Here is a 14,956-nt window from a genome sequence, read left to right on the forward strand (position 1 = left end):
ATTATGTCTATCGAACATACGATTGTCCTACATTTCCTAATCCAAGCACTCGCTCTTTTATGTCCAAGTAGGTGTCAGTGGATAACTGCGTGATCTCATCGAGATCCTACTACTCCCATCCCTTTAAAAAGGCGAATTGGCCACTATTGTGAGTGGTTAATCGGATAGATGCGAAGAGCGTTACAAAAAGTCTAAGCTGGATATATGAGTTTTTTAAGTTATATACATGTTCTGACTGACGAAGCTTTCCTAACAACAAACCATAGAAGCAAGCATGTGCCACAGTAGAAACTGTCATGATATGCAGTCGCTGAATGCTTTTTTCATTGTTGAAGAAAGATAGAGTGAAGCGGAAAAGCGATAAAAGCAGGGACGAGTCACACTCCGAGATATTAGCGACAGCTAACCCCCAAGAACACTAGTTAATTCATTGAATTCAGCCTATTATTTTATACTAATTAGGTAAATTAATTTACAATAGTGATGTTTAAACAACAATAATGATGGCTATAATGACAAATGATAAACCGTGGTTAAAACGATATCCTGAGGATGTACCCACAACAATAGATTCAAGTATGTATAACAATATCAATGATTTGTTTAAAGAGTCTTTTAGTGCACATGCTAAAAAATCAGCCTATATTAATATGGGACATAGCTTATCCTATCAAGATCTTGAAAGTAAAAGTAACGCTTTTGCTGCTTATCTACAGTCTGAACTAAAAATGAAAAAAGGCGAACGAATCGCCTTGATGATGCCTAATTTATTGCAATATCCCATCACTATTTTAGGTGCATTAAAAGCAGGACTCATTATTGTCAATGTTAATCCACTTTATACCCCTCGAGAGTTAAAACATCAATTACGAGACTCTGGAGCCAGTGCTATTGTTGCTGTCACAAATTTTGGTAATAACCTGCAGCAAATACTGCATGAGACTAACATTAAGCATGTTATTTTAACCAAAATTGGCGATGAGTTAGCTATTCATAAGCGTACATTGGTTAACTTCCTTATCAAACATGTCAAAAAAATAGTGCCTAAATATCATATTCCTGACGCTATTTCATTGCGTAGAGCGTTAACCGAAGGCAAAAAACTTCCCTTTATTGATCCCCAAATAAAAGTAGATGATTTAGCATACCTCCAATATACAGGTGGAACGACGGGTCCTGCGAAAGGGGCAATGCTTACTCATAGTAATATTATTTCTAACGTTCTACAGGTTCATGCTCATTTTAGCCCAAGAACCTTATATGATAAGGAATATGCAGTAACCCCACTTCCGCTTTATCATATTTTTGCCAACTCAGTGAGTATGATGTTTATGCTCTTTCTCGGTGCAACTAATTTACTCATTACCAACCCAAGAGATATAGATGGTTTCGTAGCAGATTTAAGTAAATATCCATTCACTATGGTTTTTGGATTAAATACACTTTTTAATGGTCTAAACAATCATGCTGGTTTTCAGGAATTAGATTTTAGTCATGCTCGTTTTACTATTGCAGGTGGAATGCCGACGCAGAAACATATTGCTGACCGTTGGCAAGAGCTCACTGGAATGCCCGTCATAGAGGGTTATGGCTTAACTGAATGTTCCCCAGTGGTCGCGGCTGGGACTCATCAACAACAATCATTTATTTCTTCAATTGGTGTCCCTTTACCCAGCACTGAACTCCGTATCGTTAATGATGATAATGAACCTTTAGGTCCCAACCAAATTGGTGAAATTCAAATTAGAGGCCCCCAAGTGATGAAAGGCTATTGGCAACAAGAAGCCGAAACCAATACTGTAATGCATGCAGGAGGTTGGTTAAGCTCTGGTGATATAGGAAGAATGGATGACGATGGGATTTTTTATATTGAAGACCGTAAAAAAGATATGATTCTAGTGTCGGGATTTAATGTTTTTCCAACTGAAGTTGAAGAAGTTGCAACACTTCACCCTCACATCATCGAAGCTGCGGCCATTGGCATTCCTGATGACGCCACAGGAGAAAAAGTTAAATTATTTATAGTACGCAAAGGTAATGTGACCGTTGAAGAGATAAAAAAACATTGTAGAAAATATCTTACCGGTTATAAAAACCCAAGGATAATCGAATTTAGAGATGAATTGCCAAAATCAAATGTTGGCAAGATCTTACGTCGAGAATTGCGAGATTCTTAGGAGCGATTGCTGACGTCCTAAGGATAACCGGCATATTTGGCATAGATATGAGGCGCAGTCGAGCAAATCCGACTAAACCTCATTCACATGCTGACTGATGATCCCGGCAACGACCATTTCAGCAATTTGGTGCAACTCATCTTTAGTCGCTCCCTCTGCAGCCTGTAACGACATCCCTTTAAATAACGTCATGATCAGTCGTGCCAACGCTTCAGGTTGGCAACTGTCGTTGAGTTCACCGCAGCTTTTAGCCAATTCAAATCTATTAATTATCGTGGCTTGATTTTTTTCTTTGCGATTATTGATAGCGATTTTTATTGATTCACTTGCTTCATTGCATGACAAAGTACTATTAATCAATGCGCAACCTTGGGGATGACTTGTGTCAGTAAATTGTGCTGCTGCACCAATCAATAATGCTCGAATGACATCGGCAATATGTGCATGTTGAAATGCGATATTAAACAATGAATCAGGACGATTCTCATACAATTCAATCGCTTTTAAAAATAGTTGTTCTTTATTACCGAATGCCGCATATAAACTGGGTTTTTTAATCCCCATGACTTCAGTGAGTTCACTTAAAGAAGTGCCTTCATAACCATTACGCCAAAATACATTTAGCGCTTGCTCGAGTGCGATATCGATGTCAAACCCACGAGGGCGACCGACACCAGCCGCTTTGATTTCTGTCATAAAAGTAGTCCTACATTAGCGATTCGATATAAATCATGCTCTTACATACCTATTGATGTTCCACATCAAATACCCGTCGGCAAGATACCAAACAATGAGCAGCATCTCAACTGCTGTTAATGCACTGCATAATTTACATACAAATATAGCTTAGCCAGCGCTATTTCATCGAGTACGAATCTGACTTACATAGATTATCAAGTTATATACCGAACGGTACATAAATGATTGACAAGATATCAACAATCTATATATTACCGTTCGGTACACAACATATATTACCAAGCGGTACATATTCAGGTAAGCAGTAACTAACACCATAAAAATCAAGATAACCTTAGCGGTATTGGGAAAGGACAGTAACATGAACATGATTAAATCAATTCGAAGCCTCGTAATCATCAGCTTTTCAGCGTTTGTATTGGTTGCATGCAGCGAGCAAACCACCACTCAACAAACTCCACCAACCGCACCCAAGGTGAATGTTGCTAAGGTGCTTTACGAAAGTATTACCGAGTGGGACCAATTCACGGGTCGCTTGCAAGCTCCTGAAAAAGTAACACTAATCCCACGTGTTTCTGGCTATATTGAGTCAGTCAATTTTCAAGAAGGCACATTGGTCCAAAAGGGTGAGGTGTTATTTACCATCGACTCGAGTGTGTTTGTTACCGAGGTTGAACGCTTACAAGCAGAATTGACCAGTGCAACGTCCGTTCATCAACTCGCTAAAAATGATTTCGAACGAGCCAATAAATTATTCAATCAAAATGCAGTTTCAGAAGAGTTAATCGATACTCGTCGTGCCAGCATGCATCAAACCGCAGCGGCCGTGGCATCAGTAAAAGCAGCCTTAACGCGCGCCCAACTCAATGTTGAATATACTCAAGTTACCGCGCCAATTAGTGGACGAGTTTCATTTGCCAGAGAAACAGCGGGCAATTATGTCACTGCAGGTCAAACCCATCTCACCAATTTAGTCTCAACCACAAAAATGTATGCCTACTTTGATGTTGATGAACAAACTTATTTAAAATATGCCGCATTATCGACTGCAAATAAGCGTAACGATCCACGGTCAGGCACCAATGTTGTGTTTATGGCATTAGCTAACGACACTGGCTTTGGCCATCAAGGCAAAATCGATTTTGTCGACAACACGGTGGATCAACAAACTGGCACCATTAGAGTTAGAGCTGCATTTGCCAATCAAGATAATCGCCTATTACCCGGTTTATTTGCCCGAATTAGAGTTGCAGGTAGCGCAACATACCAAGGGATTTTAATTGACGATAAAGCCATTTTTACTGACTTAAACAAAAAATTCGTCTTGGTGGTTAATGACCAAAACATCCTTGAATATCGCAATGTACGCCTAGGTGAAAAACTTCATGGGTTACGCATTATCAGCTCAGGTTTAACCCCAACCGACACCATTGTCGTCAATAGTCTGCAGAAAGTGCGCCCCAACGTCACCATTGAACCAAACGTCACTGAAATGGCAGACAGTACTCAATTGGACCATATCCACCAAGCACAACGACTCCTCAATAGCCTTCCACTAACAGCGAATGTTGTAGTGCAAGCCAACCAGGGTTAAGGGAAACACACTATGTTGTCGCAATTCTTTATTAAAAGACCTATTTTTGCCTCCGTGCTATCACTACTATTTTTGATATCCGGTGCGCTGGCCGTATGGCAATTACCCATCACCGAATACCCTGAAGTGGTGCCACCTACCGTGGTTGTTACCGCAAGTTACCCAGGGGCGAACCCTAAAGTGATTGCAGAAACGGTTGCTTCACCCCTTGAGCAAGAGATAAACGGTGTTGAAAACATGTTGTACATGTCTTCGCAAGCCACATCTGACGGCCGGATGACGTTAACCATTACGTTCGCTATTGGTGCTGATGTCGACTTAGCTCAAAGCCAAGTACAAAGCCGAGTAGAGCGAGCTAAACCCCGCTTACCTCAAGAAGTGCAGCGTTTAGGTGTCGTAACCGAAAAATCATCGCCCGATTTGACCATGGTGGTGCATTTAACCTCGCCAGATAATCGTTACGACATGCTATACCTATCAAACTATGCGGTTCTTAACGTCAAAGACGAATTAGCGCGTATCGAAGGCGTAGGTAATGTACGGATATTTGGTGCCGGTGACTACAGTATGCGAGTGTGGTTAGACCCCAATAAAGTGGCGGCCTTAGGTTTGTCACCCAGTAATATTGTTGCGGCGATTCGAGAGCAAAACCAACAAGCTGCGGCCGGCAGTTTAGGCGCTCAACCCAGCGGTGAAAGTGATTTTCAATTACTTATCAACGTGAAAGGGCGTCTATCCAACGTCGAAGAATTTGAAGATATTATCGTTAAGGTTGGTCAACAGGGACAAATTAGTCGCCTAAAAGATGTGGCTCGCGTTGAACTGGGTGCATCAACTTATGCATTACGCTCAATGCTTGATAACAAAGATGCTGTAGCTATGCCCGTTTTTCAGGCTTCTGGCTCAAACGCCATTCAAATTTCTGATGATGTACGTACCAGAATGGAGCAGTTATCACAATCTTTCCCTGAAGGGTTAGCTTACGACATCGTCTATGATCCCACTGTATTTGTGCGTGGTTCCATTGAAGCAGTCATTAAAACGCTACTTGAAGCCTTATTACTCGTGGTACTGGTAGTAGTGCTGTTTTTACAAACGTGGCGCGCCTCTATTATTCCATTAGTCGCGGTGCCAGTATCATTGATCGGTACATTTGCATTCATGCATTTACTCGGGTTTTCACTCAATGCGTTATCACTTTTTGGTTTAGTATTAGCCATCGGGATCGTCGTCGACGATGCTATTGTGGTGGTTGAAAATGTTGAGCGAAACATCTCAGAAGGCTTAACACCCGTCGCTGCAACCCAAAAAGCAATGAAAGAAGTGACCGGTCCTATTATTGCCACTACTTTGGTATTAGCCGCAGTATTTATTCCGACCGCATTTATGTCTGGTTTAACCGGCCAGTTTTATAAGCAGTTTGCCTTAACCATTACCATTTCCACCTTTATTTCTGCGATTAACTCTTTAACGCTAAGCCCTGCGTTATCCGCGTTATTGCTAAAAGGTCACAATGATAAAAAGGATCTGCTTACCCGTAGCATGGACAAACTGCTGGGAGCTTGGCTGTTCAAGCCGTTTAACCGCTTCTTCGATCGCCTGTCCACTGGTTACAGCTGGGTAGTGAAGAAGGTGATCCGTTTTGGCGCCGTTGTAGGGATAATCTATATCGGTCTCGTCGGTTTGACCGGCATGCAGTTTGCGTCGACACCAACCGGTTATGTGCCTGGCCAAGATAAACAGTATTTAGTGGCCTTTGCTCAACTGCCCGATGCCGCGTCGATAGAGCGAACAGAAGAAGTGCTCAAAGAGATGTCGAGCATCATACTCGAGCAACCGGGTATTGCCCATGCGGTCGCATTCCCAGGCTTGAGCATTAATGGCTTTACTAACAGCACCAATAGCGGTGTGTTGTTCACGCCATTAGATGATTTTGATGACCGTAAAGATCCCTCTTTGTCTGCAAATGCGATTGCTGCTGCATTGAACCAGAAATTTGCGTCCATTAAAGATGCCTATATCGCCATTTTCCCACCACCACCAGTACAAGGTCTAGGCACCATTGGTGGCTTTAGATTGCAGATACAAGACCGTGCCAACTACGGCTATGAAGAACTGTACAGTGTCACCATGCAGGTGATGCAAAAAGCGTGGGCAACGCCCGAATTAACGGGAGTATTCTCCAGCTATCAAGTCAATGTGCCGCAACTTGATGTCGATATAGACCGTACTAAAGCAAAGCAACAATCAGTTTCATTGGATGAGTTATTTCAAACCCTACAAGGGTATATGGGGTCTGTTTATGCCAATGATTTCAATCAATTTGGCCGAACTTACCAAGTCAATGTACAGGCGGATGAGCAGTTTAGACAAACCCCTGAACAAATTTCTCAGCTTAAAGTTCGTAACATGAAGGGTGATATGGTGCCGATTGGGTCATTCATCAATGTCACCAACACGGCAGGGCCCGATCGCGTCATGCACTATAACGGTTTTACCACTGCAGAACTGAACGGCGGCGCTGCGCCGGGTTACAGTAGCGGTGAGGCACAAGCAGCGATTGAGAAGATTCTTGCTGAAACCTTACCAAACGGCATGACTTATGAATGGACCGAAATCACCTACCAACAAATTCTGGCAGGTAATGCGGGCATGTATATTTTCCCACTCATTATCTTGTTGGTCTTTATGGTATTAGCGGCCCAGTACGAAAGCTTAAGCTTACCTTTAGCGATCATTCTTATTATTCCAATGACGCTATTATCAGCCTTAAGCGGTGTACTGCTTTACGGGGGAGATAACAACATTTTCACCCAGATAGGTTTGATTGTTCTCGTGGGTCTGGCAACCAAAAACGCCATTCTTATTGTTGAATTCGCCAAAGAGTTACAAGACAAAGGCATGAGTCCCTTTGATGCGATACTTGAAGCTGGTCGGTTACGTTTAAGGCCCATTTTAATGACTTCAATTGCCTTTATCATGGGAGTGGTACCCATGGTGTTTTCAACTGGACCAGGGGCAGAAATGCGTCAAGCTATGGGTGTAGCAGTATTTTCGGGCATGATTGGAGTGACCATTTTCGGTCTGCTGCTAACACCGCTGTTTTATTATGCATTCGCGCAACGTGGCAAAAATAAACCGCAAGCATCAGCACCAGAAAGCTCACAAGAATAACGGCTGCATTCATATCTTGCGACCTTGATAATAAAGGCCCAAACATTGGCATCAATGTTTGGGCCTTTTTATATCTATTTTTGCGCGGTTAAACTCTGTTTCGCCATACTGATCATAATACTAACCGCAAACGTTAGAGCTTAAAATCGAACTGATTTTCCATAAATAGGTTGGCGGTACGCAAAAAGTCTTAACGGTGCTCCAGGAGAGTAATTTAATCCGTTGAGAGAAGTAACACTTTAAATCATCGATTGTAGGTTGTCGGAGCAACGGTCAAAATAAGCCGTACCGCACTGCTATAAGTATCAATGGTAGCGGGCCGCTTGCCTTGCAGAATTAAGTTGGTAAGATGCTGTTCATAAAGGGAATCGAAGCGTTGCTGATCGAATGTGTCCATGAGCATACTCTAGTAGTAAAGAGCTAGCTTAGTCAGTACTAGTAAGTATTTAGGGTGAGAGATAAAAATAGCTTTTATCTTTTCTGCCGCAGAGCGGTTTCGTTCAACAAGTCATTCAAAAGGACAAAAACCGTTGGTTTTTGCTCCTTCGTCGCTTGTTTTGACCAACAATTATTTGCCCATTATTAGGCGTTAAATTTTTGTGGTCACATCAGTGTTTCAAATTACTAAGGATAGTTTAAATGATAAAAAAAATATTATTAGCATCTTTGTTAATCTTAGGAATTGTATCAATTTCTATTTCAGCCAGAGAAAATTTAAATACACCAGATAATTTGTCAAAAGAAGATAAATTGTATGGTTTATCGTTATTCTGGAAAGAAGCAAGTTATAACTTTGCATTTTTTGACCAAGTACCTGAATTGAACTTTGATAAGGCTTATAGAGAATTTATTCCCAAAGTTTTAGCGACTGAAACAACTTACGAATATTATCGTGAATTAATGAAATTCAACGCTTTATTGAAAGATGGACATACTAACATCTACTTACCTAAAGGGCTTTCTTCTAAGTCTGTTGACTGGCCAGCATTAAATATTACAGAGGCTAATCATCAGGCAGTAGTGACTAAAGTAGGAAGGGAACTTCAAAATAAAATCCCTTTAGGCTCTACCATTATTTCAGTTGAAGGAGTGAATTTAGAAACTCATTTAAAAACTCATATCATGCCTTATATTGCTAGCTCAACAGAGCATATTTTGTGGAACAATGCTGTAAGAAATATGTTGAATGGCACACCTAACACCAAAGTTAATGTTAGCATAAAGACCCCCTCTGGAGAGTTAAAAGATTTAACACTTACACGAAATTCACGACACAAAAAAGCAGATAAAATATCATTGAAGCAGCCTAGCTCTAATGGAGAGTTGTTTGAGTTTAAGTGGTTAGATAATAAAGTCGCTTACATATCTTTAAACGGCTTTCATGATGAAAAAATTCTACAAGATTTCAATGGTGCTTACAAAGAAATCAAACAATCTAAAGGGCTAATTATTGACCTAAGGTTTAATGGTGGCGGTAACACAAGTATTGCTGCTGAAATATTGTCTCACTTTACTAATAAAGATTTAGAAGGATCAATTTGGAAAACCAGAAAACATATTGCTGCGTATAAAGCTTGGGGGAATTATAGCGAAAAATATAAAGATTACACCCAAGATAATGCGTGGGAATCTGGGCCTATGGAGCTACTTAAGGCAAAAGACAATAATCACATAGTACCTACCTATATATTGATTGGGAGACATACAGCCTCTGCTGCAGAGGATTTCTTGATCTATGCAGATAAATTAAAACACTTTTCTACTATTGGTGAAAAAACCTATGGTAGCACCGGACAGCCAATTTTCTTTGATTTACCGGGAGGAGGCTCTTTAAGAATTTGTGCTAAACGAGATACATACCCTGACGGGAGAGAGTTTGTAGGTTATGGTATTAGCCCAAAAATTGTCATGAACCGTATGCCTGAACACCTAAAGTCAGAAAAAGATATAGTGCTTACGAGTGCTATTCAAAAGTTGAAAACAAAAATCTAACGAATAAGGATTGTTGAACAGGCCCGAATTTGCTGGAGGTAATACCTTTATATAGTAAATATCGGTACGAGAATTTCCCCGGGTTTAAGTGACAAATTTAAAGAGTTAACCCGATACAGTGAGCATATGGATAAACAACGAGTAGCTAATGCAGGTACTTGCCAGTATTGGCCTGACTAAGCAGCCAGCTTCAACGTCATACACTCATAATTTCCGTGTTTCATGGGAAAGCATAGCGCCTAAATTGGCAATTTAATGCTTTAAGCCAGCTTAGCTTCACCTACGTAATAAAGTCCCTTAAATTGCAGCCGAATCTGGTATCAGTACAACGGGATTTTTGATATGAACAGTTCAAAGATCCTGTGGTTTTACCTGATTATTAAAATGGGTGTCTTATTAGTCCGTGATCTTAAATTCATCGTGCCCAGACCTCATCTTGCTAGATATCACTATCCCTGAGGTGATACAGAAAATGGTCGATCAGTAACTCCCTTACTGATCGACTCTGTGCATTAATAATGCAAACTATCTTGATTGGCGATTATGACAAAACACTGGCATATACAGACATAACTCAGCCTTGCAATTTTGTTACATAAAGCCATTTAAACTCAATTCCTTACACCTTTGATGGCAGATGAAGAAAATTAGAGCCTATCGATTAATAGGTGTACTTAGCCTCTACGTAATAGTAACCACCGTTGAAACCGAAAGGAGAGTTGGTGAGTGGATACACGAATATACCATTGAAGTTATTATCTTCCGGACGCTTGTCGGGATACACATCGAATAAGTTCTGTACTCCGCCGCTCAAAGCAAGATCGGCTGTTGCCTGATATCGCATACTAATGTCTGTGGTCCATTTATCGCCATAGGTAACATCAGTGCGCGAGTAGCCAATGGTGTAAGAGCCAAAATAGCTGAATCTTAGATTAGTGGTGAAGTCATCGTATCTGTGAGTAAAACCAATATTGCCCTTATTATGTGGCGTGCCTTCGGTCATGTTCACTTCTTCTTGGTGATCGAACAACTCTTCTTCTTGACCACTTAAGATGCTCGGCAGATGTAAATCCTGGACCTCTGTCTCGTTGTAGGAGAATGATAGGTTGGTTTCCAAATCACCCAAGCTGCCTAAATCCAATTGTTGGGAGATGACCAGATCGACTCCGCGAGTGCGACTATCGATGGCATTGAGGAAGAAACGCGCCGAGTCGGCATTGGTATCGGCGAGAATGGCGGCGATTTCCTCAGAGCTCTCGCTATCGACCGAACCCGATAGAATGATGCGATCGTCTAAGTCGATTTGATACATGTCCAGACTAGCGGTCAGCCCATAGCTACTGGTGTAGACCAATCCTAGGCTGTATGAGTGTGAAATTTCAGGCATTAGCGCCTCGACGCCCAAGCCTGTAGTGATTGGAGATAGGCTGTTAAATGTACCTGATTCTCTTGGCACAAACTCGCCGGTGATCGGGTCTGGATCGAAGAAGGTCGATACGTTGGTGAAGTAAAGCTGCTGGACGCTAGGTGCGCGGAAACCTGTGTCTGTGCTGGCTCGGATTGCCAGCTGGTCGGTGATATCATAACGACCAGAGATCTTCCAACTGGTGTTGCCACCAAAGTCTGAGTAGTGCTCATAGCGCACAGCCATCGCCCAGTAAAAATCGTCACTTAACTGGTTTTCGAGTGACAGGTAGACACCGGTGTTTTGGCGATTTATATCGACTTCAGATCCCTTACTGAAACCACCGAAGCCTTGGCTACCACCGGCTTTATTTTGATAATCTCCCTTAATATATGACTCTTCCTGACCCGCCTCAATTTCATATCGACTGTCACGCCAAGAGATCCCCATTGCCACCAGTATGTCGGATTCATTGAAAAAATCGTAATAGGTCGTGGCATCTAGGTTAAGGTTTGTCTCATAATTTGACAGGGTGCCGGCATCGAAAGAGGTCGGGCTGGTCGTCCCAAGAGAGGCATTCAAGGTATTTTCAACCTGGTACTGAAAGGAGTTGCCACCATAGCCGCCAGAGATATCTAGGCTCCATTGGTCCAAGTCAAATTCATATCCTGTCACTAACGAATAATCGAGAATCTCTGGGCTAATCTGAGGCAAGAAGCCGTCAGGGTAAGTTTCAATGATATTGCGAGAGTCTTTGGCGCGGCGATAGAAGGCCCCAGAGGTCGAATTGCGTGAACTTACGCCGCCGAAGGCATAAAATTTGCTGTCATCGGTGAATATTTGTGCACCATTAATAAACAGGCCGTAGTTATTATAATCGCTGTCACCGACATGATGATTTAGACGATTTAAGGTATCTTCGCGGGGATCCAGACTGCCATCTTCGAGCAAGGGATATTGTTGACGAGGGTCTAACCCAGCACGATTGGTGCTATTTTTCTGGTGCGCCTCGAATGACAAGTTTACAAATGCATCTTCGCTAAAACTAATACCTTGGTTAATTCCAACACGTATCTGCTCGCCATCACCTTCATAGGTCTGGCCGGTTTGGGCCATTATGCTACCTCCCTGGGCACTGTCTTTCAATACGACGTTAATCACGCCGGCTATGGCATCTGAGCCATAGAGTGCTGCGGCGCCATCTCGTAATATTTCGATACGTTTGATCGCTGTCATCGGGATCGCGTTAAGATCCACATTCGATGAGCCCTTGCCTGTGGTACCACCTAGGTGAACTAGGGCGGAGCCGTGACGGCGTTTACCATTGACCAATACCAAGGTCTGATCCGGCGACATGCCTCTCAGACTCGCCGGACGTACCGCATCTGAACCGTCCGTGATAGATGAAAATGGAAAGTTATAACTCGGTGCGGCAAATTGCAGTGCCTTTGCCGTTTCTGACATGCCTGTTGATTCAAGTTGCTCCGCCGTGATGATATCTACAGGCACTGCGCTGTCAGTCGCTGTACGCAATGAGATGCGTGAGCCGATCACCTGAATACGCTCAACTTTGCTGATCTCTTCGGCCGCCATGGCGTGTGGTGCGACTAAGCTAGCGCCTATGGTAAAGGTTGCAATTTTATTTTTCATGAAATCCATTTGTTACATTAATCTATATGATGTTGCGCGCAGGCTAACACCGTTACACTTGATACCCTTAGAATGAAACCTGCTGTTTCAGAGCCAAGAGTTATAGAGATCATCAGCGCTCTGAGGGATGGGTCAAGTTTATTGAATCGGTGTGATGTAGGTCGTGCCATATTGGTTTTATTTCATCCACAAACAGCTCCGGCTCGGCGTTAAATACTCTTCCATTGCTCTAACAGATAAAGGGTTCGGTAACTAATTGGTGCGAACTAATAGGCCACCCATCATAGTGGGCCAACTAATAGGCCACCCATCATAGTGGGCTAAGTTTTTGAGCCTTGCCTATACTTAATTTATTCAATTCTGGATGTTTGAGGAGGCAAGGATGCCTAGACCCCGTTCAACACAAGTTAGCTTGGAAGATACACCCTTTTATCATTGTGTCAGTCGCACGGTGAGGAGGGCGTTTTTATGTGGCATTGACGATTACTCTGGTCAGTCTTTTGAGCATCGGCGTGAGTGGGTTGAAGATAGACTTCTAATGCTGACTTCAGTCTTTGCTATTGATATTGCCGCTTACGCTGTCATGTCGAATCACTTGCATATCGTGCTTAGAATTGATTTAGAAACTGCACAATCGTGGTCAAGTATTGATGTGGTTAATCAATGGCATCAATTGTTTAAAGGCACGCTGTTAACACAGAAATTTGCTCACGGTGGTTCAATCGAAGCCTATGAGCTGGAAACGTTGAACGACACCATTGTTGAATATCGCAGAAGACTCATGGATATCAGCTGGTTTATGAGGTCATTGAACGAACCCATCGCAAGGCAAGCGAATAAAGAAGACAAGTGTACAGGGCGTTTCTGGGAGGGACGTTTTAAGTCGCAAGCCTTGCTAGATGAAGCGGCGGTACTTGCCTGTATGGCTTATGTCGACTTAAATCCTATCCGAGCTAATATGGCGACGACACCTGAACAATCAGATTTTACGAGCATTCAACGTCGAATTAAAGCGGTAATCAAAGGTGAACAGCCTATTGAACTGTTACCTTTTCTTGGTAATGAGCGTCAGCCTATGCCAAAAGGGCTGATGTTTGAGCTACAAGACTACCTTGAACTGGTTGATGATACAGGCCGAGTGATTAGAGATAACAAGCGAGGGGCGATTAAAGCAGGCACGAGTAACATATTGAATCGGCTTAATATCCCATTAGCAAATTGGCTTAAAGTCACTAATGAGTTTAAATATTTATTTAAAGGCCCAGTTGGCACACTAGAAGAGCTAACGCGATACAGTGGGCATATGGATAAACAACGAGTGGCTAATTCAGGTACTTGCCAGTATTGGCCTGACTAAGCAGTCAGCTTCAACGTTATATACTCATGACTTCCGTGTTGCATGGGGACGCATTACGCTTAAAAATGGCTATTTAATGACTTTAAGTCAGCTTAGTTTAACCAATGTAATAAAATTGCCTTACATTGCAACCGAATCCGGTATAAGGACAATGGAACTGTTGATATGAACAGTTCCATTGTCCTGTTGTTTTAGCTAACTATTAAAATGGATGGCTTATTAGTCTGTTAGTAAAATTCAGCTGAGTCTGTGTCGTAGTAAACGTTTTATGCAGGCGTTAGCTTTCACGAGAGCCTAATGAAAATTTCAGAACAAATTGGCATCTGGTCCAGGGCATTCGGTCGAGGTGTCTATCCATATCAAATGACGTGGTTTCTTGATTTGCCGGGGCGCGGCCTGATAATGTCAGCCAGAACCGTGGCTGGGCGTTTACCCGTTAGACCAGATGCTCGTGTTCTGGAAATTGGTCCGGGTTCGGGCTATTACAGTGTGCAAGTTGCCAAGCGTGTACCAGATGGTGCTCTTACTCTACTCGATATACAGCCCGAAATGCTTGAAAAAAGTGCAAGCAAGCTCAAGGCAGCGGGTACCTCTAATTTCACCATCAAGCAGGCCGACGCAAAGATACTTCCCTTTGAGAATGAAAGTTTCGATGCGATCTTTTTGGTTACGGTGTTTGGTGAAATCGAAGATCGGGCGTCGTTTTTGTCGGAAGCGTCTAGAGTGTTAAAGGCTAATGGTGTGCTTTCAATTACGGAGCATCATCCTGATCCTGATTTTGAATATGCAGATGCGGTTTCCATTAGCCTACAGAAGCACGGGTTTGTGCCATTGCAAAAGCTGGGATGGCGTTGGGCCTATACGCTCAATGCAGTAAAGGTCAGTACCGGCGAAAGCTAACACGTTTT

At 42.5% G+C, this 14,956-nt stretch carries 9 protein-coding genes; 6 read left to right on the forward strand and 3 right to left on the reverse strand.

Going from position 1 to position 14,956, the window contains the following annotated elements; all coding sequences use genetic code 11:
- Window positions 1–500: 500 nt before the first annotated feature.
- The gene (locus CXF86_RS19295) at window positions 501–2,177 is read left to right on the forward strand and encodes an AMP-binding protein (RefSeq protein WP_102039802.1); all 1,677 of its coding nucleotides are present in this window, start codon (window positions 501–503) and stop codon (window positions 2,175–2,177) included.
- Window positions 2,178–2,249: 72 nt separating this feature from the next.
- Here the strand turns inward: CXF86_RS19295 and CXF86_RS19300 are convergent, their stop codons facing one another.
- On the reverse strand, window positions 2,250–2,873 hold the full coding sequence (locus tag CXF86_RS19300) for a TetR/AcrR family transcriptional regulator (RefSeq protein WP_102039803.1): 624 nt from the start codon (window positions 2,871–2,873) through the stop codon (window positions 2,250–2,252).
- 364 nt (window positions 2,874–3,237) lie between these two features.
- On the opposite strand from CXF86_RS19300, the gene CXF86_RS19305 reads away from it, so the two are divergent.
- Together CXF86_RS19305 and CXF86_RS19310 are read left to right on the forward strand one after the other, a co-directional pair.
- On the forward strand, window positions 3,238–4,470 hold the full coding sequence (locus tag CXF86_RS19305; protein ID WP_102039804.1) for an efflux RND transporter periplasmic adaptor subunit: 1,233 nt from the start codon (window positions 3,238–3,240) through the stop codon (window positions 4,468–4,470).
- Between the two features lie 12 nt (window positions 4,471–4,482).
- A complete protein-coding gene (locus CXF86_RS19310) occupies window positions 4,483–7,644 on the forward strand; it encodes an efflux RND transporter permease subunit (protein ID WP_102039805.1) in 3,162 nt (1,053 codons plus the stop codon).
- A gap of 244 nt (window positions 7,645–7,888) precedes the next feature.
- Here the strand turns inward: CXF86_RS19310 and CXF86_RS19315 are convergent, their stop codons facing one another.
- Entirely contained in the window at window positions 7,889–8,041 is a 153-nt protein-coding gene (locus CXF86_RS19315; protein WP_219622744.1) for a hypothetical protein, read from the reverse strand.
- A 242-nt stretch (window positions 8,042–8,283) separates the two neighbouring features.
- Here CXF86_RS19315 and CXF86_RS19320 point away from each other — a divergent pair, with 242 nt between their 5' ends.
- Window positions 8,284–9,636: a S41 family peptidase gene (locus CXF86_RS19320; RefSeq protein ID WP_102039806.1), complete on the forward strand. Its 1,353-nt coding sequence runs from the start codon at window positions 8,284–8,286 to the stop codon at window positions 9,634–9,636.
- 661 nt (window positions 9,637–10,297) lie between these two features.
- Here the strand turns inward: CXF86_RS19320 and CXF86_RS19325 are convergent.
- Window positions 10,298–12,634 (reverse strand): TonB-dependent receptor plug domain-containing protein, encoded by a 2,337-nt coding sequence (locus CXF86_RS19325; protein WP_257985421.1) that lies wholly within the window; start codon window positions 12,632–12,634, stop codon window positions 10,298–10,300.
- Between the two features lie 439 nt (window positions 12,635–13,073).
- Between CXF86_RS19325 and CXF86_RS19330 the strand changes: the two genes are divergently transcribed.
- The gene (locus CXF86_RS19330) at window positions 13,074–14,048 is read left to right on the forward strand and encodes a transposase (RefSeq protein ID WP_102039808.1); all 975 of its coding nucleotides are present in this window, start codon (window positions 13,074–13,076) and stop codon (window positions 14,046–14,048) included.
- A gap of 297 nt (window positions 14,049–14,345) precedes the next feature.
- A complete protein-coding gene (locus tag CXF86_RS19335; protein WP_102039809.1) occupies window positions 14,346–14,948 on the forward strand; it encodes a class I SAM-dependent methyltransferase in 603 nt (200 codons plus the stop codon).
- The last annotated feature ends 8 nt before the right edge of the window (window positions 14,949–14,956 follow it).

The sequence above is a fragment of the Shewanella sp. GutCb genome (genome assembly GCF_002836135.1).
In the GTDB taxonomy this organism is placed as follows: domain Bacteria; phylum Pseudomonadota; class Gammaproteobacteria; order Enterobacterales; family Shewanellaceae; genus Shewanella.